Raw genomic sequence first — 25043 nt, 5'->3', positions numbered from 1 at the left:
AGCACTTCCCAAGGCATGGGATCTAACCCTTCGGCGCAGCCAAGAGTAGATTAATCGCGGAGGCAATCATGGCCGGGACCACTAACACAAGCAAAAGCACCGACTACGCGTTCGTCACCGTGTGGCGCGTGGCCGGCGCACGCGAGGAAGTGGTGAGCGTCCTTGGCAACGCAGCGACGCTCAAGCAATGGTGGCCCTCCGTTTATCTCACGGTCACTAATGTCGCCGACGGCGGACCTGACGGCGTTGGCGCCAGCTTCGACCTCCACACCAAGGGCTGGCTCCCATACACCCTGCGCTGGCGGCTCACCGTTACCGAACCTGTGACCCTCGACGGCTTTGCCCTCACGGCAACAGGGGACCTTAACGGAACGGGCCGCTGGCGGTTCGAGACGGATGGACCTGAAGTCGTCATCACCTACGATTGGCGGGTCAGCGCAGCCAAACCACTGCTCCGTCGGCTGAGCTGGCTTCTCAAACCCGCCTTCTCTGCCAATCACCACTGGGCCATGGCGCGCGGCGAGGAAAGCCTCAAACTGGAGCTCCGCCGTCGACGTTCCATGCCAGGAGCCAGGGTGCCTGAACCGCCGAAACCCACGTTCGTCCGGCGCGCGAGGGGTTAGCTCCCGCCCCTTTGGCTCTTCCAAAGCCCCGAGATCCCGCCCCTCGGCGCAGGTATCCACATAGCCACCCATCCGAGGCCTGTTCGGCGCCGAACTCCCGATAGAATCAAGACGCCGACAATCAAGCAGCCAAAGAGATCAGGGAGGACCACGTGCGCTCATCGCGGACCAGGGCTCCCTTCCATGCGTTGCGGTCGGGCGTCATCTCGCTTGTGGTGGTTCTTCTCGCTGCAGGGGCGCACGTTGCGGGCGGCGGAACGCTGCCCACAGCTCCGGTCCTGCTGGCGCTCGTAGCGCTGACAGCCCTGGTTGCCACGCTGGCTACCCGTTTCAAGTTGAACCTCGTTACCATGGCAGGCCTCCTGGGCGCGGGACAATTGGCACTTCACGAGGCCTTCACCGCGTTGAGCCCCATCACGGCCATCGGTCCGGGGGCAAACCACCACCTCGGCGGCGAAGCCTTGAGCCCCGGGGTGGACATCGCAGCGACGCACACCCATGAGCTCGGGACAGCTTTTGGCGCCATAATGCTGGTGGGCCATGTCCTGGCTACCTTTGCTTCTGCCGTCATTCTGACCAAGGGCGAGGACGCCCTCTGGCAGCTCGCAGCCTGGCTCCGGCCCTTGCTGGCGCTGCCCACCTTGGTGTTCAGGCCCGACGCCGGCGCCTCGCCTGTCGCACCGGGCACGCCCGATGTCTTCATCCCCCGCCCTTGGCGGAACCTCAGGCAAGACAGCCGACGCGGCCCGCCCGCCGTCGTCGTACTTCCTTAGTTCCGCCCGGCACCACGGCGTCGCAACAGCGCGCCGCAAACGCAAAGCCTTTGCATGGTGACAGGCCCCAAACCCGTACCCCCGCGCCGCTTCCGCCGGCGCCCCCGAAAGGCAATCCCATGAACAAGTCCGCCCTCCGTCGCACCCTTTCCGCCACCGCTGTCGCCGGTGGAACTGCCGCCCTGATGATGGCCGGCCTGGCCGGAGCCTCAGCGCATGTTGGGGCAGATCCCAACAAGACTGCTGCAAACTCCTACGCGCTGGTCACCTTCGGCATACCCCACGGTTGCGACACCTTCGGCACCACCAAAGTCGCCATCTCACTGCCCGAGGAATTGAACGACGCCCAGCCGACTGTCAACCCGAACTGGACCGTTGAGAAGGTGACAGAGACCCTCGCCGAACCCAAGAAGCTGGATGACGGCACCACCATCACCAAGAGGACCAGCCAGATCGTGTACACGGCCAAGGCACCGCTGGATCCGCACCTGCGCGATGCACTGGTCCTGTCAGTCAAGCTGCCGGATGCAGCGGGCAAGACCATTTACTTCCCCACTTTGCAGACCTGCGAGCAGGGGCAGACTGACTGGTCCGAGATCGCCAAGGAGGGGCAGGATGAGCACGAGCTCAAGGCCCCGGCACCGTCGGTCACCATCACCGCCGCTGCCGCGGAAGGCGACCACCACGCTGCCACAGCAGTCTCCACCGAGCAGGCCTCCGCGGTCACCGACGACGGCTCGCAGGCACGCAGCTGGGCCGGCCTGATCGCCGGCATCGCTGGCCTGGGTCTGGGCGGTGCGGCCTTCTTCCGCAGCCGCGCGGCCAAGCCCGCAGTGGCCAAGGCTGATTCCTCGAAGTAATTGACGCTGGATTGGCGTCCGGAAGATCACGATCCGGGCGCCAATCCATGCACTTGGCCGTGGCTCAATTGACTCGTGTCACGGCCAACGCAAGGCTGGTGCCCATGTGGACTCAGCGCATTAAAACAGGACTTGTGACGACGACGGCGGCCGCTTCGCTGCTGCTCCTGGCCGGCTGTGGGCCCAGCCCCAGCCCGGCGGGAACAAGTAGTGCCCCGCCCACCACTTCGACTCCGTCGGCCTCGGCGACGCCCAGTTCACCTTCTGCAACGGCTACAACGACGCCATCGTCGTCGGCCACTGCCACGTCAGCAGACTCCACCCTGTGCAAAGCTGCGTCATTGACTGCGGCCACTGACTCCACCGGCGGCGGAGCGGCGGGCAGCATCTACGAAAAGTTGATCTTGACGAACTCCGGGAGCACAAGCTGCATCCTGGAAGGCTTCGCGGGTGTCTCCCTGACCCCCGATGCCAGTGGTGAACCGATCGGCGAACCGGCAACCCGTGAAACCACCACCCCGGTCACCAAGATCGAACTGGCGCCGGGCAAGTCGGCGTGGGCTGAAATCCGTTACACGCAGGCCGGTAACTACGGCGATTGCACCAAGGTCCCAGCGGCCGGCTTCCGTATCTACCCGCCGAACGACACCGCATCGCTGTTCGTCGCCGAGCCGCACGATGCGTGCAGCAACGCCGGCATCAAGCTCCTGACCATCACCGCGTTCCAGGCAGTCTGACCTTGTCCCTACGGCTCCGGCTTATTCTGTCGGGGCCGTGGGGCATGATGGAGGAATGCAGCAGCCGCAGGCGTCGGATGGCGCCATCAGCCGTTTCAGCCAGGCAACCAGGGAATGGTTCCTCGGCGCTTTTTCCGAGCCCACGCCCGCGCAGGACGGGGCCTGGAACGCGATTTCGTCAGGCTCGCATGCACTGGTAGTAGCCCCCACCGGTTCCGGTAAAACCCTCGCGGCTTTCCTGTGGGCCCTGGACCGGCTGCATTCCACGCCGTCAGATGCACTACCGGGGTTGGAATCCGTCCCAGCGAACGGCAAGGGTCGCGCCAGGCGCCCCAAAACGAAAACACGCGTCCTCTATATTTCACCGCTCAAGGCGCTGGGCGTAGACGTCGAACGCAACCTGCGCGCACCTCTGATCGGCATCACGCAGACCGCCAAGCGTTTGGGGCTGCCCGCTCCGCTGGTCACCGTCGGCGTCCGTTCAGGAGATACGACGGCGGCGGATCGCCGCACGCTGTTGACCAACCCTCCGGACATCCTCATCACCACACCGGAGTCCCTGTTCCTGATGCTGACCTCCCGTGCCCGGGAGACGCTCAGCGAAGTGGACACCATCATCATCGACGAAGTGCACGCTGTGGCCGGCACCAAGCGCGGGGCACATCTGGCCGTTTCCTTGGAGCGCCTCGATGCCCTGCTGCCTAAACCTGCTCAGCGCATCGGACTCTCAGCTACCGTCCAACCGCGCGAATTGGTGGCCCAGTTCCTGGCGGGCCAAGCACCAGTGGAGATCGTGGCACCCCCGTCCAAGAAGAACTGGAACCTTACTGTCACAGTTCCTGTAGAGGACATGTCGGACCTGCAGGGGGCGGCCGGAGCGTTCGATTCCGGCCCCGCGTCCGGCCTGCAGCCCCAGGCCTCCATCTGGCCCCACGTGGAGGAACAGATCGTTGACCTGGTCCTGTCCAAGCAATCCACCATTGTCTTCGCCAACTCCCGGCGCCTTTCCGAGCGCCTGACGGCACGGCTCAATGAAATCTACGCCGAACGCCAGTTGATGGCGGTGGGCGGTGGAGATTGGGCTGGCCCCGGGACGAACCCCGGCGTTCCGGCGTCCACCGCCACCCCGGCCCATATGATGGCGCAGGCGGGGAGCACTACCGGCGCAGATCCCGTGCTGGCGCGCGCACACCACGGCTCCGTTTCCAAGGACCAGCGCGCCATGATCGAGGACGACCTCAAATCCGGCAGACTGCGCTGCGTCGTGGCAACCTCGTCACTGGAACTCGGCATCGATATGGGTGCCGTGGACCTGGTCATCCAAGTGGAGTCTCCGCCGTCGGTGGCCAGTGGCCTCCAACGCGTGGGGCGTGCCGGCCACCAGGTGGGCGAGATTTCCGAGGGCGTATTGTTCCCCAAGCACAGGGCTGATCTCCTGCACACCAGTGTCACAGTGGAACGCATGCTGAGCGGGCAGATTGAACGCTTGAGCATCCCCACCAATCCCTTGGACATCCTTGCCCAGCAGACAGTCGCGGCAACCGCGTTGGGAAGTATCGACGTCGAGGACTGGTTCAGCACGGTTCGGCGATCAGCGCCGTTCGCGAGCCTGCCCCGCTCCGCGTTTGAGGCCACGCTGGACCTGTTGGCGGGCAGGTATCCTTCCGACGAATTCGCTGAGCTACGGCCCCGGATCATTTGGGATCGACACGCAGGGACCATCGAGGGCAGGCCCGGCGCCCAACGCTTGGCTGTTACGTCGGGTGGAACCATCCCGGACCGCGGGCTGTTCGGCGTGTACATCATCGGTACGGAAGTTGAGGGATCGTCCTCCCCCGGCGGCACAGACGGAAGTGAACCCACAGCTTCGGCTCGCGCAGCCAAGGGCGGACGCCGCGTTGGCGAGCTCGATGAAGAGATGGTGTACGAGTCCAGGGTGGGCGATGTCTTCGCCCTTGGAGCCACCAGTTGGAAGATCGAGGACATCACCCACGACCGCGTACTGGTCTCCCCTGCCTTTGGCCAGCCCGGCAAACTCCCCTTCTGGAAGGGCGATTCCCTCGGCCGCCCGGTCGACCTCGGACGGGCGCTCGGTGCCTTCATCCGCGAACTCTCCACGGCCGATGAGGCGCCTGCCATGGAGCGCTGCCAGGCCAGCGGATTGGATGCCTTCGCTGCCAGCAACCTCCTCCAGTACCTCAGGGAACAAAAGGACGCTACGGAGATAGTGCCCAGCGACAGAACGCTGGTGGTGGAACGGTTCCACGACGAACTCGGCGACTGGCGCGTAGTCCTGCACAGCCCCTTCGGCATGCCCGTCCACGCACCGTGGGCACTCGCCGTGGGCCAACGGCTCCAGCAGCGGTACGGTCTGGACGGCTCTGCGATGGCAGCTGACGATGGCATCGTCCTGCGCGTGCCCATGATGGAAGACGAGCCTCCCGGCGCGGAGCTGTTCCTGTTCGACCCTGAGGAACTGGAACAGATCGTCACCGCAGAAGTCGGCGGCAGCGCACTGTTCGCCTCACGGTTCCGTGAGTGCGCTGCCCGGGCCTTGCTGTTGCCCCGCCAGAATCCCGCCAAGCGCCAACCGCTGTGGCAACAACGGCAACGCTCAGCCCAATTGCTGGACGTCGCCCGAAAATACCCTTCATTCCCCATCGTGCTGGAAACGGTGCGTGAATGCCTGCAGGATGTTTACGACCTCCCCGCGCTGAAGGACATTGCGGCTTCCGTGGAGCGCCGTGAACTCAGGATCGTGGAGACCACAACACAGCAACCCTCCCCCTTCGCGAAATCGCTGCTCTTCGGCTACGTGGCCCAGTTCCTCTACGAGGGCGACTCCCCTTTGGCGGAACGTCGGGCTGCTGCCCTTGCCTTGGACTCCACGCTCCTCAACGAGCTCCTTGGCCGCGTGGAATTGCGCGAGCTCCTGGACGCGGCAGTCATCGATTCCACGGAAATGGAGTTGCAGCGGCTGGCTCCTGACCGGCGAGTGCGTGGGATGGAGGGCGTCGCAGATCTCCTACGGTTGCTTGGTCCGCTCAGCGTTGAAGAAGTGGCGGAACGGCTTGAAGGAGTGGAACCAGCTGAAGTTGAGGGCGTAGAAGAACTCGAGGAAACGCCGCCGGCCGCGCCACCAGGCACGGTCACCGATGCCGGATCCCACCTCGCTGCCCTGCAGAAAGCCAACCGTGCACTCAAGGTGACCATTGGCGGCGTCGAACGCTTCTCTGCAGTGGAGGATGCCGCGAGACTTCGCGACGCAATCGGCGTTCCCTTGCCTATGGGTGTGCCGCTGGCCTTTATCGAGCCGGTCCATGATCCTTTGGGTGACCTCGTTTCGCGGTATGCCCGCACGCACGGGCCCTTCACTGCATCGGAAGCTGCAGCCCGGCTTGGCCTTGGCGTCGCTGTCGTTAATACTGCGCTGAAACGCCTTGCCGGGGATGGTCGCGTGGTGGAAGGTGAGTTCCGTCCGCACGTTGTCGCCCCCAAGGCCACAGCGGAGGGAGCAGATCCCGAGCTCATGACGTTGGATGCCCCGCCGTCCAGCGAGTGGTGCGATGCCGAGGTCTTGAGGAAGCTCCGGCGTCGTTCCCTTGCTGCACTCCGGGCCGAAGTGGAGCCTGTGGACACAGCCGCCTACGGCCGGTTCCTGCCGGCCTGGCAAAACGTCACCGCGCCCGGCAAGTCCAGAAGCCAGGCGTTGCGTGGATTGGACGGCATCATCACGGCCGTGGACCAACTGTCCGGCGTGCCAATCCCCGCATCAGCCTGGGAGCCCTTGGTACTGGCGAGCCGGGTGGCGGACTACAAACCGGCCATGCTCGACGAACTGATGGCCGCAGGCGAGCTTCTCTGGTCCGGCGCCGGGTCGTTGCCCGGGAACGACGGCTGGATCAGCCTTCATGTGGCCGATTCCGCTGAGCTGACCCTCAACCCGTCCCCGGAGTTCGAACCCGGCGATGCCCAACAGCGGCTTCTGGAACACTTCAGCGCGGGCGGTGGCTATTTCTTCCGGCAACTCACGGAAGTGGCAGGCGGCATGGATTCGGTGTTGAGCGACGACGCCGTGGTTTCTGCCCTGTGGGACCTTGTGTGGGCCGGCCGGGTTACGGGAGACACTTTTGCTCCCGTGCGTGCCATGATCGCCGGCGGCAAGACCGCACATCGGCAGGTGGCCAAGGCACCGAGGGCGCGGGCTCCGCGCCTGAGCAGGTTGGGCCGCTCCCATGGAACAGGCCTCCTGGGCTCTCCCGGACTCACCGGAGGCCGCTACGGTTCGGTCTCAAGTGGTATCGCGCCGGCGCCGCCTTCGGCTGTAGGCCGCTGGTCCGCTTTGCCCGCGCCGGAACTGGACCCCACCATCCATGCCCGCGGCACGGCTGAGCTGCTGCTGGACAGGTACGGCGTGGTGACCCGGGGCTCGGTCATGGCCGAGAACATCATCGGCGGCTTCGGGCTCATGTACAAAGTGCTTGCCCGGTTGGAGGAGGCTGGCCGGTGCCGCCGCGGCTACTTCATCGAGCATTTGGGGGCTGCCCAATTCGCTGTCCCCGCGACGGTGGACAGGCTGAGATCGTTCACGGAGGATGCCCGTATTTCCAAGGCAGAGCCTTCGGCCTTGGCGCTGGCCGCAACAGATCCGGCCAACCCCTACGGCGCCGCCCTGCCTTGGCCTGCCTTGTCAGTTGACGCCGGGTCCGGGCACCGCCCGGGGCGGAAGGCCGGAGCGCTGGTGGTGATGGTCGACGGCGTGTTGGTCCTTTACGTCGAACGCGGCGGCAAGACGCTGCTCACCTTCAGCCAGGACGATGCCGTACTGACACTTGCGGCCCAAGCCTTGGTGGATGTGGTGCGCCGCGGTGCCGTGGACAAGCTCTTCATGGAGAAGGTCAACGGACACGACCTCCTCGAAACCCCTATTGCCGTTGCCCTCGCGGCCGCCGGCGCCTACTCCACTCCGAAGGGACTCCGGATCCGTGCCTGAAGGCGATTCCATTTGGCGCGCCGCCTCGCGTCTGAACGAGGCCTTGGCCGGGCAAACCATTACTGCCTCCGACTTCCGTGTGCCCCGTTTCGCCACCCTGAACCTGGCGGGGTGGACCATGACCGAAGTGGTCCCGCGGGGCAAGCACCTGCTGATGCGCCTCACCGGCCCGGTTGACGGGGAACCCGGCGCCAGCAGGAAACCCCGGGCCCTGACCATCCACTCCCATCTGAAGATGGAGGGCAACTGGATGATCTATCCGCCGGGTGGTCGCTGGACCAAACCGGGCCACACGGCGCGGTGCGTGCTCCGCACGGCCTCGGCGGACGCCGTCGGATTCTCGCTGGGTATCCTGGAAGTGGTCCCCACAGCTGAGGAAGAAAAGATCGTCGGTCACCTGGGTCCGGACCTGCTCGGCCCGGACTGGGACGAAGTGGAAGCACTGCGCAGGCTCCGGGCCGAACCGGACATCACCGTAGGGTTCGCCTTATTGGACCAGCGGAAGCTTGCCGGGATCGGCAACATCTACCGCTGCGAAGCGTGCTTCCTCTCCGGCATCCATCCCGCCTTGCCCCTCGGAGAAGTTCCCGATCTGGCCAAGACGGTCAACGATGCCAAACGCCTCCTCGGCGAAAACCTGGGTCCAGGACGACGGACCACTCTTGGACCGCGCGCGATGAGGCCCGGGTACTGGGTTTACGGCAGGGAACGCCAACCCTGCAGGCGCTGCGGGACCACCGTCCGGCGCGGTCTCTTGGCTGGCCCGGACGGAACTGAGGAACGGGATATCTACTTCTGCCCGCGCTGCCAGCCGGCCCCGTAATCACCCAGCCGCCCAAAGTTTTCCAACGGTCCGCGAACAGTTGCTGGCCGCCGTCGGTCCCTTTACGCCATCCGGCGGTCAAGCGGCGGGAGCGGCCTCCACGGCTTCCGTGGGGGCCGTTGCCTCGGTCTTTTCCGGCACCATGAATTTCGGCAGCAATACCTGCACGATCGGGCCAATGGCGAGGGCATACACAACGGTTCCAACACCAACCGAGCCTCCCAGCAGGAAGCCCACAGCCAGGACCACCACTTCGATGCCGGTGCGGACCAGCCTGACGGACCATCCCGTGCGGCGGACCAGGCCGGTCATCAGGCCATCGCGGGCACCGGGGCCGAGCCTGGCGCCGATGTAGCAGGCCGATGCGATGCCATTGAGGATCACTGCTCCGGCGAGCATGGCGATCTGTCCGCCGAGATGGGAGAACGCCGGGATGAGCCACAGCCCAAGGTCGGCAAAGAGCCCCACCAGGACAGCATTGGCGATGGTTCCGATTCCGGGCATTTGCCGCAACGGAATCCAGAGCAGCAGGACGAGGAAGCTGACCGCGATAACCACGACACCGATGCTGAAGCCGGTCTTCTGGGACACGCCTTGGTGGAACACGTCCCAGGGGTCCAAGCCAAGGCCCGCCCGGATGAACATGGCCAGGGAGATGCCATACATCGCGAGGCCGATCAGGAGTTGTGTGATTCTTCGGGTCATCATGGAGTACATCTTCCAAGAAAACTGGCCTTGTATTCCATAGCCAGTTTGGAATACTGGTCTTATGTCCGGCTCATTGAATCCCACTGCCCTCGCCCGCCTCATGGGCAAATGGAACTCCGGCGCCCTGCCCGCCTACCGCGAGCTGGCCGACGTCGCACGTTTGCTGGTGATGGACGGGCGCATCCCGCTGGACGTCGCACTGCCCAGCGAACGCGCGCTGGCGCAGACACTTGGCCTCAGCCGCACCACCGTTACGGCCGCGTATGCGAGCCTGCGCGAGCAGGGATTCCTCACCGCCGGGCAAGGCAGCCGCGGCCGGACCTGCATCCCGCACCGGACGGTACCAGTCAGCGCGCCCGGGCTCGCGGTTCCGGACGGACTGTTGGACCTTGCCTACGCCTCACTGCCAGCAGCAGGCGAGGTGGTGCATCGGGCGTTCGCTGACGCGCTGACCGAACTTCCCGCACTTCTCCCGGATTTTGGGTACGACGCCGTCGGAGTGCCAGCCCTGCGTGAAGCCATCGCGGAAAAGTACACAGCCGAGGGCGTGCCCACTTCCGCCGGCCAGATCCTGGTCACTTCCGGTGCGCAGCACGCCCTCAACATCGTGCTGCGGACCTTGGCTGCGAAGCAGGACCGCGTCCTGGTGGAGCACCCCACCTACCCCAACGCACTGGACGCCATCCGCTCCGCCGGATGCAAGCCGGTTCCGGTCGCTTTGCCAGCCGGCACCTCACCCGCCTGGGACATCGATGCGATGGTGGCCACCATGAACCAGCAGAGGCCCGCGATGGCCTACCTCGTCCCCGACTTCCACAACCCCACGGGTCGCATCATGTCCGATCTGCAGCGGCGGCGACTCGTGCGCGCGGCCACGTCGTCCGGGACTGTGCTGGTGGTGGATGAGACGCTTCGCGGGTTGAACCTCGACGACGTCCGCACCGCGCCGATGTCGGCCTTCAGTCCCGCCGTGGTGTCTATTGGCTCGCTCAGCAAATCCCACTGGGCAGGTTTGCGGACCGGATGGATCCGCGCTGATGAAGCCCTGATTGCCCGCTTTGTGGCGACGAGGACCGTCATGGACCTCGGCGGGCCTGTGGTTGAGCAGTTGGCCGCCGCCCGGCTGGTCAGATCGTTCGCCGAGCCGTTGGACGCCCGCCTTGAGGAGCTCCGCCACAACCGGGATTCGTTGCTGGGACTGCTTGCGGAGCACCTGCCGGAATGGGAGGCCGAGCGCCCCCGGGGCGGGCTGACCGTCTGGTGCCGCCTCCCCTCTCCATGCAGCACGGCGCTGACCGTTCTGGCACCGGACTTCGGGCTCCGCTTGGCAGCCGGGCCCCGCTTCGGGGCGGGTGGCGCCTTTGAACAGTACCTGCGCGTTCCCTATACCTTGCCGCCGGAGCAGTTGGAGTCCGCCGTCCGCGCGCTTCGCGCCGCCCAGGACAAGCTCGACGCCTCGCCCCACCTCCGCCGGACCCTCAAGTCCGAGCGGACCGACGCCGTCGCGGTCGCTTAATGGGCCGGCCGGCCTGCTGTGCCCATGCGCTGCTTCGCCGTGTTGCTGCCGGGACCGACGGGTACGTGCGAGGTTGCTTTGGCTAATCCGAACAGTGGCATGCCGTTGTACACCACCTCAATGCCAGATGCCGGCACCTGGTAGGTCTCGTGCCACACGCCGACGTCCCCGCTGCCGGCGATCTCCTTCATGAATTTCCGCCATGGACCCAGATGAGGCGAATCGCGGTCCGCAGCAAAGCGCCTCAGATGCTCGGGGCTTTCCCAGTAGCTAAGCAGGATGGTGGTCCGCCCAAACCACTGCTCGCTTCCCAGCAGGCCAGCCTCCGGGTTGGCAGCCAGGTGCCGCATCATGGTGGGCATGGCGGACGCGACCTTCGCTACGCGGCCCGTCTTCCACCACTTGTTGGCCCGCATCCCAATGAGGAAGACGGTCACGGTCCCGCGCCCAATGTCCGCAGTGAAGCGGCCGGGGAAAATCTCCTGTGCCATGTGAATCCTTCAGTCGGGGAACCGCGAAGTTCCTGAAGCCGGGTTTCGTAACATCGTTATGAAACAATGTTATGAAACACTTGAAGGCATGGCAAGACCCATCGTTCATGATCAGCACGTCCAGCAGAGGCTTCTGGCGGTTACCGCCGAACTCGTGGACCGTGAGGGGCCCGCCCGCGTGACCCTCAGGGATGTGGCCGCCGCGGCAGACACGTCCACATCCGCGATCTACTCGCTCTTCGGCGGTAAGGCGCAACTGTTGACGGCCGCCGTCGACGACGGTTTCCGATCCTTCGGCGAATCCCAACGTCACGCCGCCAAGGACGGGCTGCTGGGGCTTGGCCGGGCCTACCGCGCGTGGGCGCTGGAGCACCCGGCCCTCTACCGCCTCATGTTCGGCGGCGCGATGGCCGCCTACGTCGAATGCAGTCCGACGCCGGAGGTCGCCTCCGACTCGATGCTCCCCCTGGTGGACGCAGTCATCGCGGCGCAGTCAGGAGGGAAGGTCCGGGCCCAGAACCCCGCCGTGGTGGCGATGGCCATCTGGGGACAAGTCCACGGACTGGTCAGCCTCGAGCTGGCACAAATGAACGATCCCGCGACGGACTGGGCCGGAATCTACGAGGCGGCATTGGAATCCGTAGCCCGGGCCTGGGCGCCGTAGGCCCCGACGAACCTACCCGTACACCCTCTCCAGGAATCCGCCCCAGGCCTTGGCCGTGAGTTCGGAATCGCCCGAGCCACTGAACTCGTGCACCGTCATGCCCACCGGGGCGCCGAAGGCATTGCGCCCAAAGAACCGGTAGAGAGTATCCCCGGTCCGCAGCCCAAGGAAGTTCTCGTTGGAGAAGTCGACCTCCCCGCTGAGCTGCCCCACGCCGTCGACGTCCGCCTCGAAAGTAGAACCAGCAGCGACACCCTCCACGCCCAAGGCCCGCTTCAGCTGCACGAAACCCTCAGGCGTCTGCGAGGAGCCGGGAGCCTGGATGTCCGTGAACACCACCGGTTTGCCGTCGAAGTGTTGCAAGTACTGGCCCAGGGTGTGCAGGTAGAACTCGGTGTGCTTGCTTGCGCCGTCATACTGTTCATCCCAGTTGTCAGCGAAGATCCCGCTGTGGACGTAATGCAGCTTGGCGCGGCCGCCCTCCAAAGGCTCGAGGACGTGTTCCAGCTGGTTGAACCACCCGTCCGGACCGTCCATGCGGGACACCAGGTGGCGCGGGTATTCCTCGACCGTTTTCACGTCCGGCCACTGATCCGTGGGGAACATCCACGCCGGAGTGTCCTTGGTGACCGCCTGCCACACCCGCTCGGGAGTGCCTGGCAGTTCGACGTCCGCTTCGATTTCGAATTTCCGGTTATCAGTCATTGCTTTGGTCCTTTTCTGCTGCTTGCTCCGAGGAGTCTTGGTCCGTTGAAGGGGTCTTAAGTGCGGGGTGAAGTACGACGACGAGCCGGTGCTTGCGCGCCCCGCCCGCCACCGCGGCAGCACCGCCGCCGTGGTACTTATCCACGAGTTGGGTCACCGCCACGCCGAGCTCTTCCGCGAACGCTGCGCGTTCCGCGGCAGAGCGGAAGGTGATCTCCCCGTCGATCGCGAAACTGGCCAGCTTCTTCTTAGCCACGGCAGCACCGGCGATGAGCTTGCCCATCTCCTGCACGGTTCGCGAGGCAAGGGAGAGAAGCCAGAAAGCGGAGAAGCGATCGGCGAAACGACGAGGATCCGGCGCCACAGATGCCAGGGCGGCCGGGGAGATCAGGTACGACGCCGCCGTCGCACGCAGTACGCGCTCGGTAACGTTGCCTTTCCTGCGCTCTTCCACCAGCTCCACCAAGCCATGACGTTCCAGGGCCTTGAGGTGGTAGTTCACCTTCTGCCGCGGCAACCCGACCCTGGCGGCCAACTGCGTGGCGGACGCCGGCTCGGACAGCTCCCGCAGGAAGCGCGTGCGGATCGGGTCCAGCGACGCTTCCGCCGCGGCCGGGTCCTCGATCACTTCGATGTCCAACATGCCTCCAGTATGCTTACCGACAACTTTTATTGTCAAGAACTTTTTTCTCGTCGGTACTGTCGTTGCGACGCCCCGTTGCGAGGCCCCGCAACGAGGCCCCGGTAGAATTGTCCGGTGATGCAATCCCCCCTCCCCGTGCGCGACGGCGTGAACGCGACCCGCCTCCGCCTGCCGGACGAGGGCCCGTGGACCACCGCAATGGACTACATGATGCACCGCTGGGGACACATCGACCCCCAAGGCATCGAGGATCGTTTCGACGCCGGCGAGATCGTGGGCGAGGGCGGAGTACCCCTTGATCGCAGCACCAAACTGGAGGACCACACCTTCATTTGGTACTACCGGACCCTCCCACCGGAGACGCGCCTGCCCGTCGAGATCAACATCCTGCACCAGGACGAGCACATCCTGGTGGTGGACAAGCCGCACTTCCTCCCCACCACCCCCGGCGGCACGTACATCCAGGAATCCGCGCTGGTCCGGCTGCGGAACCTGCTGGACCTCCCGGACCTCATCCCCATGCACCGCCTGGACCGCATGACCGCCGGACTGCTGCTGCTCTCCACCAACCCGGAGACGCGCGGCAAATACCAGGTTCTCTTCGAGAAACGCCAGGTCCACAAGGAATACGAGTGTGTGTCCGCCGCGACGCCCGCCGCAGGCTATCCCGCCGTCGAGTTCCCGGCCGTGGTCCGCAACCGCATGACCAAGTCCCGCAGTTACCTGCTGGCCGAAGTGATCGACGGCGAACCCAACGCGGAAACGCGCATCGAACAAACAACAACGTTCGACGCCGGCACTCACCAGCGCGCGCTGTACCGGCTGGAACCCCACACTGGAAAAACCCATCAACTTCGCGTGCATATGGCCTCGTTGGGGCTGGGAATCATCAACGATGCCTTCTACCCGGACCTGCTGGACAAGGCGCCGGATGACTACAGCAAACCGCTCCAACTCCTGGCCCGCGGCATCCGGTTTGTGGATCCCATCAGCAAGCAACCGGTGGAATACCGCAGCCGGTTGAAGCTCAGCGAAGCCTGCACCTAAAAATCTTTGGGAGCCGCGACCCGCCCATTTCGCGCGTCCCAGGGCAGGACTACCATGAAGATCCTGGGGTAGTTTCCGGGAGCGTGTGATGGACAATTCGGTGGAGTTTCCGGGCGACGGGACCGCTTCGGTCTTCGCCTACTCTGCTGCCGCGGTGGGCATAACCGGCGTCGCGACCCTCGCTGCCATGTACGCCGTGGAAGTGCCCAGGGGTGGCCCGTTCGTTTTCGGCACCATCAACGATGCTGCTGGCGCCGTCTTCAACGTGCTGGTCATTCCCGTGATCCTCCAGGTCCACAAACGCCTTCCTAAAACATCATGGACTGAACCCCTGAAATGGGTCACCGTGGCAGCCTGCGGAGCCGGCGCCACGAGTTCGGCATTGTTGGTGCTCAAGGTCCTGGCATTCGAGCCATCCACTGCAGTGTCCGTTGCTGCGATCACGATGCAGGCCGTGTGGTTCCTCGCAGCAAACAACAAGCTGCGCACTGTGGAGGGCTACCCGCTCGGGCTGGCCCAGCTAGGCCGGTTCATTGGCGGTGCGCTGGTCATCGGGCTGCCCGTTGCGGGCCTCGGTTTCGTGATTCCCGGGCCCGAGTGGGTGCGATTTGCCGTGATGGGCCTTGGCATCATCGGAGGGGCATCCGCTTGGATCGCCTGGCCCTATTGGTACTTCAAGGCAGGCAAATTCCTGGGTCACCGGCGCACGGTCAACGTGCCCGGCAGCACGACTGCGGCAGCCTGAGCGGCCAGCCCCTGGGTCACTGAGGCCTTCATTGTGGTGGGGAACCAAAAGCAGACCGGAAGACCGCCGTCGTATCCTCCGAGAACAAAACGAACTCCACCAACGTCAGAGAACTGCCGGACGCGCCACCGGCCGAAGACGACGACGAAAACGACCTCACGGCGTCGAAGGCTACGTCGGCCACCTGACGGGCGTCCCATCCATAGACTCCGGCGCTGATCGCGGGGAAGGCGACGGTCCGGGCTCCCAACCTGGCCGCCACCTTCAGGCTTTCGTGGAAGCACGAGGCGAGCAGCGCAGGATCCGTCTGCCCGGCGTGCCGGTTGGGACCTACCGTATGCACCACCCACCGAGCGGGGAGCTGGAAGCCCGGGGTCGCGACGGCGGCGCCCACCGGCAATCCATCCGGCACTTCGGTGCGCCTCAGCTCGCGGCATGCCTCAAGGAGTTCCGGGCCAGCGGCCCTGTGGATGGCACCGTCCACTCCCCCTCCACCGAGCAATGACGAGTTGGCGGCGTTGACGATCGCCTCCACCGTGCGCGTGGTGATGTCACCGTGCAGAATTTCGATTCGCATGGCGCCAGTCTCGCGCCGGAGCGGCAGGAGCGGCAAGTGCGGTACCTTGTGCCCATGGACATCACCGCCCCGGAGACGTGGGGATCCGCAATCTACCTGTGGATCGTTCCCATTGTGCTGGGCGACGCCATCTTCCCACCCATCCCCTCCGAAATGGTGGTGATCACCGGCGGTGCCCTCGCCGCCGACGGCCACGCCAACTTCTGGCTGATCTTCTTCCTCGCGGCTTTCGCTTCCTGGCTGGGCGACGTACTGGTTTTTCTCTTGTTCAAGCGGCGCATCAGCCATGTCCTGGACCGCTGGTCATGGGGCCGCCGGGTTCACCGAGGCATTCACGAGGCAATTGCCAAAGCCGGCCGTTCCTCAACATACGGCGCGATCATCGGCGCACGCTTCATCCCCGGCGGCAGGCTGGCAACATCTTCTGCGGCGGGCATCGCCAACGTATCCGCACGCGGGTTCAGCCTTTGTGCGGGTCTGGGCGCGATTCTATGGGCGGTCTGGCAAGTCGGCTTGGGCTATTTCACCGGCTCCGCCACCAAGCTCCCCTTTTGGGCCAGCTCACTGATCGGCGTGGGTGTCGGCCTGGTGATCGGTGTGGTGGTTGGCTTGATCGTCACGCGGCGGCGTGGCAGCCGCTCACCCGTGGATGAACCGTACGACGCCGACAAGCCCGGCGACGTGCCACAGCCCGAGTAGCTTCCCTGGTTTAGACCGGAGCCCAGCGCCCGCGGTTGCGACGCAACACGTACAAGCTCCCTGTGATGGCTACACGTTCGACGGCGTCCCGCATCATGGCTGCCGACATCCGGGCTTCGTCGTTCTCACCTGAATAGTCGCGGTCGCCCACCGTGAACCGGAGGCTGATCTGGGGGACGCCGCCCACGATGTCCAGCTGGTTGGATTCGACGTGGTGGCGGGTTTCCAACGCCTCCACGGCTGCAGCCATCACCGATTCGGGTGCGTTGCCCGGTTTGAGGCCAGTGATCTTTAACTTGGTCTGGAACGACGGCATCCCACCACCCTAGCGCCCGTTCTGCGCAGCCCTAAAGCCAATCCCTCTCTCGCCTCCTGCACCCGTGGCCGGATCCCTCTCTCACCACCTGCACCCGTGGCCGGATCCCTCTCTCACCACCTGCACCCGTGGCCGGATCCCTCTCTCACCGGATGAGAGAGGGATCCGTAAAACCCTGCGTGACGTGAGAGAGCGTTCGCTAGCCGGTGTTGCGGAGGCCAGCGGCTACACCGTTGACCGTGATGAGCATGGCCCGCTGGAGCCGCTCGTCGATCTCGGCCCCGGATACGGATTCTTCCCGCACGCGGCGGAGAAGCTCGACCTGAAGGTAGCTGATCGGGTCCAGGTATTGGTCGCGGATTTCCAAGGAACGCTTCAGCGTGGGCTGGGCGTCGAGGAGTTCGATCTCTCCCGTGAGCCGTTCAATTTCGGCTACGGTGAGCTCGTACTCGTCGCGGATCATGTGGAACAGCCGGTGCAATTCCTGCGGAACAAGCGAGGAAACGTAGTGTCCGGCAATCTCCATGTCAGTCTTTGCCAGCGTCATTTCCACGTTGGAGATGACTGAGCGGAAGAAGTGCCAGCGGTCCATCATTTCAAGGAGCTGATCCGTGTTGCCTGCCTCGCGGGCAGCCTTTAGTCCGGAGCCCACGCCGAACCAGCCCGGAACGATCTGCCGGGACTGCGTCCAGCCGAAGACCCACGGGATAGCGCGGAGACCCCCAAGGCCCGCACCGGAATCGGGACGCTTGGACGGGCGAGAGCCGATGTTCAACGACCCCAGCTGCTCCACCGGCGTGGAGGCAAGGAAGTAGGCCGGCAGTTCGGGGTCATCGATCAGTGCGCGGTAGCGGTCGAACGCGGCGTCGGAGATGGTCTCCATGACGTTGGCGTAGCGCTCGCGCTCATCATCGGACGTGCGCGGAGTCCGGTGCAATGCCGAGCCCTGCATGACCGCGGCCAAGGACAGCTCGAGGTTTTCGCGCGCAAGCTCGGGCAGGGAGTACTTGTCCGAGATAACCTCGCCCTGTTCGGTGAACTTGATTTCGCCCTCGAGCACACCATTCGGCTGCGCCATGATGGCGTCGTACGTCGGTCCGCCACCGCGGCCCACAGAGCCACCACGGCCGTGGAAGAGGCGGACGCGGACCCCGTGCTTGGCGGCTACGTCGCGCAGCTTGCGCTGGGTTTTGTGGATTTCCCACTGGCTGGTCATCACTCCGGATTCCTTGTTGGAATCCGAGTAACCCAGCATGACCTCCTGGACGTCGCCGCGGAGCCGGACAAGTTCCCTGTAGGACGGATCAGAGAGCAACTGGTCCACGATCTCCGCCGAGGCGCGGAGTTCCTCCACCGTTTCAAGCAACGGGGCGAAACCGATCTTGGCGCGTGGCTTGCCGCCGAAGAGGTCAATCAAGCCGGCCTCGCGGGCCAGGACCGCTGCTGCCAGGACATCGTCAGCACCACGGGTCATGGAGATGATGTAGGTCTCCACAACGTCCGGACCATAAGTATGCAGCGCCTGACGGATGCTCCGGAAGACGTCGTATGTGCCGTCTGCTGTGCCATCAAGCTTGATCGGGTGCCCTGAGAGGGGGCGGTGTGAGGCCAGTTCTGCGCCGAGGAACGTGAAGCGCTCCTCACGGCTGAGCTCGCTGTATGGCTTCTCCGTGCCGAGCCGGTCCACGAGCTGGCCAACAGCATCGTGGTGGTAATCGGCGTGCTCGCGGATGTCCAGCGTTGCCAGATGCAGGCCAAAAGCGGCGATTGCCCGGCGAACGCGGGCCAAGGCTCCGTCTGCCACCAGAGCTGCCGAGTGGTTGCGCAACGAGTCTTCGAGCAGCCCGAACTCTGCCAGCAATTCGGAAGTGGTGGCGTAGTCGCGACCCGGCTCGTGATAGGTCGAGGCAGAAACGCGGCGTCCGGTATTGATGAGCTTGGCCTTGATGCACGTCAGCTTGAGCCTGTAGGGCTCCTGCGCATTCAGTTCAAGGATGCGCTTGTCCAGGCCCGGAAGGTTCTTCAGGTCCTCGGTGATGGAATCCAGCAACACCTGGTCGGCCCCAAAAAGTGCCGTGGAGTTGGAGAGGACCGAGATGAGCTCATCGATCAACGCAATGCTGATGCGCACGGCGTTCTGGTTCTGCAGCTGCAGGATTTCGCGGGTGACGGCGGCGGTGACGTTGGGGTTGCCATCACGGTCACCACCAATCCACGAACCGAACCGCAAGGGTGCGGCGGCGGCCGGCAGAGTGACACCGTGCTCGGCCAGAAGTTCCGAAAGGTCCGTCAGCATTTCAGGCATGGCATCGGTCAGGATGCTGTTCAGGTAGTAGATGGCGTTTCGGGCCTCATCCACGGGCGTGGGGCGGACCTGGCGCAGTTCATCTGTCTGCCACATCTGGTCGATGATTTCGGCCAGCTGCCGGTCCTGGCGACGCCGGGCAGACGTCCCTTCGGCGGTGGGCTCGGCGAGGACGTCTGAGAGCTTACGGACTTTGTCCAGCACGGAACGGCGTGAAGCCTCGGTGGGGTGCGCTGTAAATATGGGGCGTACGTCGAGCTCATTGATCACATCCTGCAGGACCTGTGGGCCTGCCTGGCCGGCAATCTCGGAAACTGCCTTAGCCAGCCAGCCATCCTTTTCCTGGCGGGTGCGGAGCCCACGGACACGATGAACCTGTTCCGCCGCATTGGTGAGGTGGAAGTAGAACGCAAAGGCCCGCACCAAGTCCGTCGCCTGGTCCAGCGGCAGGGAGGCGAGCAGTTCGCGTACCTGGGCAACGACGTCGTGCGCACTCCACGGACCAGTCGCGTCCGCGCCGCCACGAGCGGCCTCCTTGGACTCCTTGGTCAGCAGGCGGACCTGCTCCACGAGTTCAAGTAGTTCCGGGCCGTGCTGGCGAACCAGCGATTCACCCAGCAGGGTGGAAACGCGTCGCACATCAGCGCGCAGTTCGGCAGCGAGATCGGTGTCTTGATGGGCAGTGTGAACCATGGATGCATACCTTCAGGATCTGGTTTGGCCCGTACACTGCGCTGGATACTGTGAGCCGGATTACTAATGTTTCCTACGGGATCTTACCCGTACCGAACTCGCCCTATGGAATGCGTCTCAGATTTTGACTTCACTTTTTTGGGTGGGCGGCCCGGGCAGGACCATTCTTCCGCTCATCAGCTCATCATGTGCCGGGCCAGGGCCCGCGGTGAGATTCTCGTGCCTGCGCTGTCGCATCTCTTCGATCGCAGCGGCCGCCTCCACCCTGGTAGGTGCACCGGTCGCGGGCTCAACCATGGACAAGACACTTCCCAGCGTGCCCGTTGCACCTTTCGGTGAAACCCCCCGCTGAACGAGGCATGTGCCGGCCCAAATGGAGCCAAGAATCAAGGCAGAACTGACCACTATTGCAACCACTGCATCCATCCCCATGCGGTCAGGGTACTCCCCACGAAAGCCGTAGCCCAGCGTGATCAGTTCGAAAGGAGGCCCTGAGAGCACCGCATCAGGACGTTGTCCAAGAGCTGCGGGACGAAAGCACTGTACGCGCTGAACCGTGCCTCGATCTCCAACACCACTGGCCGGCCGTCCCGCATGCGCCTGACATCCACGGCCAAGGCCCCGGTCAGACCCAAGGCGGCAGCCGCGGACGCTGCCAAGCGGGCGACATCCGGCTCTGCGTTCGTCTCCACCTTCCGGACTCTGGCGAAACCCCCTGGCCATGCTGCTGGGGGTGGTTCTTTCTCCAAACCCACGAGCAGATCATCGGGATCAGCGAGCAATCCGCAGCGATGGACCACGACAGCATATTCGGTGCCTGGGGCGACGCGCTGCACAAGCCACGTATCATCCAAGCCAGCCCAGATTCCCTCCGCGCGGGCGCCGCCGTCGGACGTTCTTTCCAGAAGCCGGACATTGCGTCCGTCGAGGGAAACACGGGGCTTCACCACCAACGGGCCGCCCAATTTGTCCATGGCATCCTGCACGGATCCGAAGGCGCTCGGTAGGCCGAATCCGGGAACCCCGACTCCGGCGCTGCCAAGGCAGGTCATGGTGAGGTACCTGTCATTTGCCGTCCGGACTGATGCCGGATCAGCGATGAGGACTTCAACTCCCGGCGCGAAATCGTTGCGTGCCTCGGACATCAGCACCAGTTCTTCGCTGATGGTGGGAATGAGGATTTCAATGCCGTAATTCGCCACCAGCCCCCGCAGTTCCCATAGATATCCCGGGGCTTGGGGCGGCGAAACAACGGCCGCGGCGTCAACCCCACTGGGGCGGGCACGCTGTGCGTCCGCTCCAAGCACCCAATGCCCTCTGGACTTGAGCTGGCGGGCCAGCGATGACCCGGCAGGGCCGCAAATGCCCGTCACCAGCACGCGTGCCATCAGAAGGTGCCTTTGGCAGTGGCGGGGATCCAAGGATGCACCGTAGCGGTGCCTGTCGGCGAGTTCATTTTTCCCCTTGATGGATGGTTCGTATCACCCGCTTTCGGGCCCAACTGATGGATGAGTGCTCTCACCCGGAACTTCATGACGCAGTCCGGTTCGGGGAATCGACATCAGAAGTTGTAAGAAAAATCGTTGGAAGCGATCCCGGGACCGCTCAGGGTGTAGGTCAGAACCTGGTCGTCGCGACTGCGCTTGTGACCAGCCTCGATGTGGAAGTGAAGGTCATCACGCTGTACTGACTCAGTGGTGCAACTAAGCACGCTGCTGCTTTCCATGGCGCAGGTCCATCCGTCCGGGGCTCGAACCGAGTCCTCCACGAGCCAGGCATTCTGACTCACTGAGAACACAGCCTTGCCGCTGCTCAAGGGTCGGGTGCCGGCGACCTTGAAGTCGATTTCCAAAGGTGTACCACTGGAGCGGCCGTCCCGGTCCCGCCGCACCGAGCCGGAAATATCCGTCGGGGCGGGCGTCGACGGAACAGCCGTGGGCGTGGGGGCTGCAGTAGTAACCGGCGAAGGAAGGGGATCAGGGGTTTGCGCCGGCCCCTGGGAAGGCTCCGGCAACGGCGTGGGGGGTGCAGCCGCGACCGGTGGCGGCGTAGCCGGTGCCTCGGCCGGCGGACTCGATGGTGTCGGGGTCGGCGTCGGCGTCAAGGTCCCGGGGTTCTGTGGCAATTGCGTGGCGACGGTCTCCACGGCCCGCTGGTCCATATAGGCGTCGGGAGTCAGTTGGTCCACTATGCCCACGGCGCCCAGGACCAGGCCAACCCCCGCCGCTGCGATGATGGCCATAACGGCTGGCTGCGCCAAGGTAGGGACCACCAAGGCAGCCTTCACTGGCACTACTCCGCCCAGGACTCCGAGCCCGGCACCTTTGCCGGCCCAAGCTGCGAGAGGTATGCCTGTCACCAAAGGGAGCACCACTGCCCTCATGCTTCCCTGAACGTCCTTTAGTTCAGAGAGCGCGGCGGTGCACTTGGAGCAGCCGTGGAGGTGATTACGGACTTTGCGCTCCGCTGCACTGGAGAGACCGCCCCGAAGGAAGGTGCCGAGTTTGGATACGTACTCGACGCATCCGCTATCGGGTTGGTTCGCAATGTGGCTCTGAAGGTATTCGCGTCGTAAACCCTCGCGTGCGCGAAGAGCAAGGGCTGAAACTGCATTGGCGGACAGCCCCAAAATGGGTGCCACAACCGCCGGCTTCATCCGCTCCACGTCCAGATACCAGAGCACCGCCTGCCAACGTTCCGGCAATGCCCTGAACGCTTTGGCTACCGCATGGGATTCGAAAGCGTTGACGGCTGCATCCGAATCGGTCAAAGTTTGGTCCAGAACAGAATCGTCCCCGCTTGGCAGGACCTTGCCCGCCTTTCGATTCCGCTGGTGGGACAACCTTGTCACCGTGGACAGCAGGTACGCCCGAAAGAACGTGTCCGGCCCTTTCCCCGCCACGAGGCTTTGCAACACGGACTGAAAAGCCTCAGCCACAACATCCTCGACGTCGCTGGGGTTGTCCACGTTCCGTCTTGCCACCGTGGAGGCAATGGAGACGTGGCGCTCATAGAGTCCATTGAAGGCGGACACCTCTCCGCCGCGGACCAACTCAATGAGGTGACCGTCGCTTTCGACGTCCACGCCCACGTTGCTGCCCGATTGTGACCTGTGTGCCATCTAAGGCACCCCCAAACCGTAAATAATCCTGCCCATATATAGGAGTGGTGGCAGGAGGCAAGTCGTGACGCGGTTTATACAAGGTCTTTAGCAATGAATCTCGGTGCTGTTTCGTCACGAAACGGCTTTCGCCCGCACTGTTCGGATATGACATCGTTCCGGACAAAATCATTCGCAGAGTGCACGTTCTCGCGGCACCTTTTGCTGCGTAGATGGCAGACCACCAGCTACCAGACAGGTTGGCGATTCCGTGCGGATTGGTTCCTGCCCGAAGTCCGTACCGTCGTAACTTCGCTCGCCACGAACGCACTGGTTCCAGCTCCCACGGCCAAATCACTGGGTGCCGCCCGTGCGAGGAACGGGGTCAGCATCAGTGAAACCATGACTGACTTCCGGGCCCTGTTCGCGGCGGCAGAACAGACCCTCGACGTCGATGCGCTTCAATCGTTGGCGGAGGGTTGGGCCGAAGTTGCCGACAACGCGCCTCCCATCTCGTGTACCGATGTCTACACAGGACTGGCAACCCAAGCCCACTTCCAGCGACGGATCCACGAGGTCTCAGCGTTGGGATCCGGCCCGGGATGCCCGGCTGCGCACGTCATGGCCATCATCTCCGTCGCACGGCCCCGGGACAGCCGGAGCCATCGCTGGACACTGCTTGCCCGGCTCGGGGAAGAGGTCACCGGGCATCTGCATGGGACCGGAGCCATGGCCATGTATCAAAACTCCGCCGTGCACGTTCTCTTCCCTTTCAGCGAAAGCAATCTCTGCCGGCTGTCGGAGTGCAGGGCTGCCTTGGAAGCTCTGGGCGATGGCGCACTGAGCCCTGCGCACATGAAGTTTTATCCCCTGACCTCGATCGCACCGGCCACCACGGCAGCGGCGCAGGACTCTGCCTTCGAATCGAAATAGGCGGTCGCCTTTTCACGCCGTCACGAACCAACTGGCCCGAACACTCATCCTGTGACGGAACATTCCACCACGGATTCTAAGGACCACCCTGCTCATGAAAAATCAGATCCATCTAAAAACCGTGTCATTGGTGGCCGCGCTTTTAGCGGCTGTCATGGCCGTTCTGGGGCTCAGCATGTCGGCACTTCCAGCCCACGCTGCAGAGCTGGCGGACGCGGAAATCACCCTAAGTACGGAATCAGTTGTTTCCAGTCAATGGGACCAAGTAGATCTGACATGCGCATGGTCCGTGCCGGACAACTCGCAGCCCGGTGACACCTTCAGCATCCAGCTCCCGTCGGAGCTGCGATGGTTCGGTGCCTCTTCCTTCGATCTGGATAACTCGGCGGGCGACACCGTTGCCACGGCCGTGGCCAACGACGCCGGCCTGGTTGTCTTTACCCTCACGGATTTTGTCGGCACACATCCCCTTGACGTGGGGGGAACCTGTTCCTTCACCACCCAGTACTCGGCGAAACCGGCGAACGGTGAAACTCAAGAGTTGACGTTCACCGTGGGCTCCAGCGTGGTCCGCGTACCCGTGGTTATTGAGCCCTGCCCTTCGGACTGCGTCCCGGGAATGCCGACATCCGTGGGTAAGTCCATGTGGTGGTCGGACCCTGGCCAGACGGAACTTGAATCAGTCTTCTCTATGCCTCCCATGTCCTCTGAGACGAACGATGTTGTGATTACCGATACTCCGGCGAGCGGCATGGAAATCGACTGCAGCCGGGTGACGCCCCGGGTCGGCCAAAATATGGGAAATGCCGGCAACATTGTCACTCCCTATGACGATGACGAGTACCCGGCGAGCATCGAATGCAGCCCCCATGAACTGACGGTCACCTGGACGGGACTTCCCGAAGGCGAGCACGTGGAACTCTTCGTCGTAACGAAGGTGACCGATGCGTCCTTGGCTTCCTACGAAAACAACGGAACGGTCATCATTTCGGGCCAGGAAACTCCGGTCGTGGCGCAAACCCGTCGAAGCAGCGGAAGTGGAACGGGCGATGGTACCGCCACGCCGACCCCCACACCCAGCCCCACCACAAC

General features: G+C 64.1%; 22 protein-coding genes. 13 read left to right on the top strand and 9 right to left on the bottom strand.

What is annotated here, in order from left to right:
- Nucleotides 1-68 precede the first annotated feature (68 nt).
- From LN996_RS15595 to LN996_RS15570, 6 genes are all read left to right on the top strand, one after another.
- Nucleotides 69-623 (top strand): SRPBCC family protein, encoded by a 555-nt coding sequence (locus LN996_RS15595; RefSeq protein WP_231341273.1) that lies wholly within the window; start codon nucleotides 69-71, stop codon nucleotides 621-623.
- A gap of 152 nt (nucleotides 624-775) precedes the next feature.
- Nucleotides 776-1396: a hypothetical protein gene (locus tag LN996_RS15590; RefSeq protein ID WP_231341272.1), complete on the top strand. Its 621-nt coding sequence runs from the start codon at nucleotides 776-778 to the stop codon at nucleotides 1394-1396.
- Nucleotides 1397-1515: 119 nt separating this feature from the next.
- On the top strand, nucleotides 1516-2256 hold the full coding sequence (locus tag LN996_RS15585; RefSeq protein WP_231341271.1) for a YcnI family protein: 741 nt from the start codon (nucleotides 1516-1518) through the stop codon (nucleotides 2254-2256).
- A 104-nt stretch (nucleotides 2257-2360) separates the two neighbouring features.
- On the top strand, nucleotides 2361-2993 hold the full coding sequence (locus tag LN996_RS15580) for a DUF4232 domain-containing protein (protein WP_231341280.1): 633 nt from the start codon (nucleotides 2361-2363) through the stop codon (nucleotides 2991-2993).
- Nucleotides 2994-3048: 55 nt separating this feature from the next.
- Complete coding sequence (locus LN996_RS15575) at nucleotides 3049-7986, top strand: ATP-dependent helicase (protein ID WP_231341270.1); 4938 nt, start codon at nucleotides 3049-3051, stop codon at nucleotides 7984-7986.
- Entirely contained in the window at nucleotides 7979-8809 is an 831-nt protein-coding gene (locus LN996_RS15570) for a DNA-formamidopyrimidine glycosylase family protein (RefSeq protein WP_231341269.1), read from the top strand. Before LN996_RS15575 ends, LN996_RS15570 begins: the two co-directional genes overlap by 8 nt.
- A 78-nt stretch (nucleotides 8810-8887) precedes the next feature.
- On the opposite strand, the gene LN996_RS15565 is transcribed toward LN996_RS15570, so the two are convergent.
- Nucleotides 8888-9517, bottom strand: a complete 630-nt coding sequence (locus LN996_RS15565; RefSeq protein WP_231341268.1) for a YitT family protein — start codon at nucleotides 9515-9517, stop codon at nucleotides 8888-8890.
- A gap of 61 nt (nucleotides 9518-9578) precedes the next feature.
- On the opposite strand from LN996_RS15565, the gene LN996_RS15560 reads away from it, so the two are divergent.
- The gene (locus LN996_RS15560) at nucleotides 9579-11033 is read left to right on the top strand and encodes a PLP-dependent aminotransferase family protein (protein WP_231341267.1); all 1455 of its coding nucleotides are present in this window, start codon (nucleotides 9579-9581) and stop codon (nucleotides 11031-11033) included.
- On the opposite strand, the gene LN996_RS15555 is transcribed toward LN996_RS15560, so the two are convergent.
- Entirely contained in the window at nucleotides 11030-11524 is a 495-nt protein-coding gene (locus LN996_RS15555) for a DUF4188 domain-containing protein (RefSeq protein ID WP_231341266.1), read from the bottom strand. The two genes, LN996_RS15560 and LN996_RS15555, sit on opposite strands and share 4 nt — an antisense overlap.
- 88 nt (nucleotides 11525-11612) lie before the next feature.
- Between LN996_RS15555 and LN996_RS15550 the strand changes: the two genes are divergently transcribed.
- The gene (locus LN996_RS15550; RefSeq protein WP_231341265.1) at nucleotides 11613-12188 is read left to right on the top strand and encodes a TetR-like C-terminal domain-containing protein; all 576 of its coding nucleotides are present in this window, start codon (nucleotides 11613-11615) and stop codon (nucleotides 12186-12188) included.
- 12 nt (nucleotides 12189-12200) lie between these two features.
- Here the strand turns inward: LN996_RS15550 and LN996_RS15545 are convergent, their stop codons facing one another.
- Both LN996_RS15545 and LN996_RS15540 read right to left on the bottom strand, forming a co-directional pair.
- The gene (locus LN996_RS15545) at nucleotides 12201-12893 is read right to left on the bottom strand and encodes an SRPBCC domain-containing protein (RefSeq protein WP_231341264.1); all 693 of its coding nucleotides are present in this window, start codon (nucleotides 12891-12893) and stop codon (nucleotides 12201-12203) included.
- Nucleotides 12886-13536 (bottom strand): helix-turn-helix domain-containing protein, encoded by a 651-nt coding sequence (locus LN996_RS15540; protein ID WP_231341263.1) that lies wholly within the window; start codon nucleotides 13534-13536, stop codon nucleotides 12886-12888. The genes LN996_RS15545 and LN996_RS15540 overlap by 8 nt, the downstream gene beginning before the upstream one ends.
- A 117-nt stretch (nucleotides 13537-13653) precedes the next feature.
- Between LN996_RS15540 and LN996_RS15535 the strand changes: the two genes are divergently transcribed.
- Both LN996_RS15535 and LN996_RS15530 read left to right on the top strand, forming a co-directional pair.
- The gene (locus LN996_RS15535) at nucleotides 13654-14583 is read left to right on the top strand and encodes an RluA family pseudouridine synthase (protein WP_231341279.1); all 930 of its coding nucleotides are present in this window, start codon (nucleotides 13654-13656) and stop codon (nucleotides 14581-14583) included.
- 88 nt (nucleotides 14584-14671) lie between these two features.
- Nucleotides 14672-15328, top strand: a complete 657-nt coding sequence (locus LN996_RS15530) for a hypothetical protein (RefSeq protein WP_231341262.1) — start codon at nucleotides 14672-14674, stop codon at nucleotides 15326-15328.
- Nucleotides 15329-15356: 28 nt separating this feature from the next.
- Here LN996_RS15530 and LN996_RS15525 read toward each other — a convergent pair whose 3' ends face one another.
- Nucleotides 15357-15905, bottom strand: a complete 549-nt coding sequence (locus LN996_RS15525) for an O-acetyl-ADP-ribose deacetylase (protein WP_231341261.1) — start codon at nucleotides 15903-15905, stop codon at nucleotides 15357-15359.
- Between the two features lie 54 nt (nucleotides 15906-15959).
- Between LN996_RS15525 and LN996_RS15520 the strand changes: the two genes are divergently transcribed.
- Complete coding sequence (locus LN996_RS15520) at nucleotides 15960-16604, top strand: DedA family protein (RefSeq protein WP_231341260.1); 645 nt, start codon at nucleotides 15960-15962, stop codon at nucleotides 16602-16604.
- A gap of 10 nt (nucleotides 16605-16614) precedes the next feature.
- On the opposite strand, the gene LN996_RS15515 is transcribed toward LN996_RS15520, so the two are convergent.
- From LN996_RS15515 to LN996_RS15500, 4 genes are all read right to left on the bottom strand, one after another.
- A complete protein-coding gene (locus tag LN996_RS15515; RefSeq protein ID WP_231341259.1) occupies nucleotides 16615-16920 on the bottom strand; it encodes a hypothetical protein in 306 nt (101 codons plus the stop codon).
- A 199-nt stretch (nucleotides 16921-17119) separates the two neighbouring features.
- Nucleotides 17120-19918, bottom strand: a complete 2799-nt coding sequence (ppc, locus tag LN996_RS15510; RefSeq protein ID WP_231341258.1) for a phosphoenolpyruvate carboxylase — start codon at nucleotides 19916-19918, stop codon at nucleotides 17120-17122.
- Between the two features lie 473 nt (nucleotides 19919-20391).
- Nucleotides 20392-21306 (bottom strand): ATP-grasp domain-containing protein, encoded by a 915-nt coding sequence (locus LN996_RS15505; RefSeq protein WP_231341257.1) that lies wholly within the window; start codon nucleotides 21304-21306, stop codon nucleotides 20392-20394.
- 173 nt (nucleotides 21307-21479) lie between these two features.
- The gene (locus tag LN996_RS15500; RefSeq protein WP_231341256.1) at nucleotides 21480-23039 is read right to left on the bottom strand and encodes a sigma-70 family RNA polymerase sigma factor; all 1560 of its coding nucleotides are present in this window, start codon (nucleotides 23037-23039) and stop codon (nucleotides 21480-21482) included.
- A gap of 147 nt (nucleotides 23040-23186) precedes the next feature.
- Here LN996_RS15500 and LN996_RS15495 point away from each other — a divergent pair, with 147 nt between their 5' ends.
- Nucleotides 23187-23951 carry a hypothetical protein gene (locus LN996_RS15495; RefSeq protein ID WP_231341255.1) on the top strand — a complete coding sequence of 255 codons (765 nt, stop codon included), beginning with the start codon at nucleotides 23187-23189 and terminating at the stop codon, nucleotides 23949-23951.
- 94 nt (nucleotides 23952-24045) lie between these two features.
- Nucleotides 24046-25043, top strand: a 998-nt coding sequence (locus LN996_RS15490) for an Ig-like domain-containing protein (protein WP_231341254.1), incomplete at its 3' end; no start/stop codon positions are given.

It is taken from the genome of Arthrobacter sp. AK01, from assembly GCF_021109375.1.
Lineage (GTDB): Bacteria > Actinomycetota > Actinomycetes > Actinomycetales > Micrococcaceae > Arthrobacter.
Note: the sequence above shows the minus strand (reverse complement) of the source record. Positions and strands in the feature narration are given on the sequence as shown.

What these genes read in the sequence shown, in the direction of transcription:
- LN996_RS15595 (WP_231341273.1), top strand. Translation starts at nt 69, where the DNA reads ATGGCCGGGACCACTAACACAAGCAAAAGCACCGACTACGCGTTCGTC.
- LN996_RS15585 (WP_231341271.1), top strand. Translation starts at nt 1,516, where the DNA reads ATGAACAAGTCCGCCCTCCGTCGCACCCTTTCCGCCACCGCTGTCGCC.
- LN996_RS15580 (WP_231341280.1), top strand. Translation starts at nt 2,361, where the DNA reads ATGTGGACTCAGCGCATTAAAACAGGACTTGTGACGACGACGGCGGCC.
- LN996_RS15575 (WP_231341270.1), top strand. Translation starts at nt 3,049, where the DNA reads ATGCAGCAGCCGCAGGCGTCGGATGGCGCCATCAGCCGTTTCAGCCAG.
- LN996_RS15565 (WP_231341268.1), bottom strand. Translation starts at nt 9,517, where the DNA reads ATGATGACCCGAAGAATCACACAACTCCTGATCGGCCTCGCGATGTAT.
- LN996_RS15560 (WP_231341267.1), top strand. Translation starts at nt 9,579, where the DNA reads ATGTCCGGCTCATTGAATCCCACTGCCCTCGCCCGCCTCATGGGCAAA.
- LN996_RS15555 (WP_231341266.1), bottom strand. Translation starts at nt 11,524, where the DNA reads ATGGCACAGGAGATTTTCCCCGGCCGCTTCACTGCGGACATTGGGCGC.
- LN996_RS15550 (WP_231341265.1), top strand. Translation starts at nt 11,613, where the DNA reads ATGGCAAGACCCATCGTTCATGATCAGCACGTCCAGCAGAGGCTTCTG.
- LN996_RS15545 (WP_231341264.1), bottom strand. Translation starts at nt 12,893, where the DNA reads ATGACTGATAACCGGAAATTCGAAATCGAAGCGGACGTCGAACTGCCA.
- LN996_RS15540 (WP_231341263.1), bottom strand. Translation starts at nt 13,536, where the DNA reads ATGTTGGACATCGAAGTGATCGAGGACCCGGCCGCGGCGGAAGCGTCG.
- LN996_RS15535 (WP_231341279.1), top strand. Translation starts at nt 13,654, where the DNA reads ATGCAATCCCCCCTCCCCGTGCGCGACGGCGTGAACGCGACCCGCCTC.
- LN996_RS15530 (WP_231341262.1), top strand. Translation starts at nt 14,672, where the DNA reads ATGGACAATTCGGTGGAGTTTCCGGGCGACGGGACCGCTTCGGTCTTC.
- LN996_RS15525 (WP_231341261.1), bottom strand. Translation starts at nt 15,905, where the DNA reads ATGCGAATCGAAATTCTGCACGGTGACATCACCACGCGCACGGTGGAG.
- LN996_RS15520 (WP_231341260.1), top strand. Translation starts at nt 15,960, where the DNA reads ATGGACATCACCGCCCCGGAGACGTGGGGATCCGCAATCTACCTGTGG.
- LN996_RS15515 (WP_231341259.1), bottom strand. Translation starts at nt 16,920, where the DNA reads ATGCCGTCGTTCCAGACCAAGTTAAAGATCACTGGCCTCAAACCGGGC.
- ppc (WP_231341258.1), bottom strand. Translation starts at nt 19,918, where the DNA reads ATGGTTCACACTGCCCATCAAGACACCGATCTCGCTGCCGAACTGCGC.
- LN996_RS15505 (WP_231341257.1), bottom strand. Translation starts at nt 21,306, where the DNA reads ATGGCACGCGTGCTGGTGACGGGCATTTGCGGCCCTGCCGGGTCATCG.
- LN996_RS15500 (WP_231341256.1), bottom strand. Translation starts at nt 23,039, where the DNA reads ATGGCACACAGGTCACAATCGGGCAGCAACGTGGGCGTGGACGTCGAA.
- LN996_RS15495 (WP_231341255.1), top strand. Translation starts at nt 23,187, where the DNA reads ATGACATCGTTCCGGACAAAATCATTCGCAGAGTGCACGTTCTCGCGG.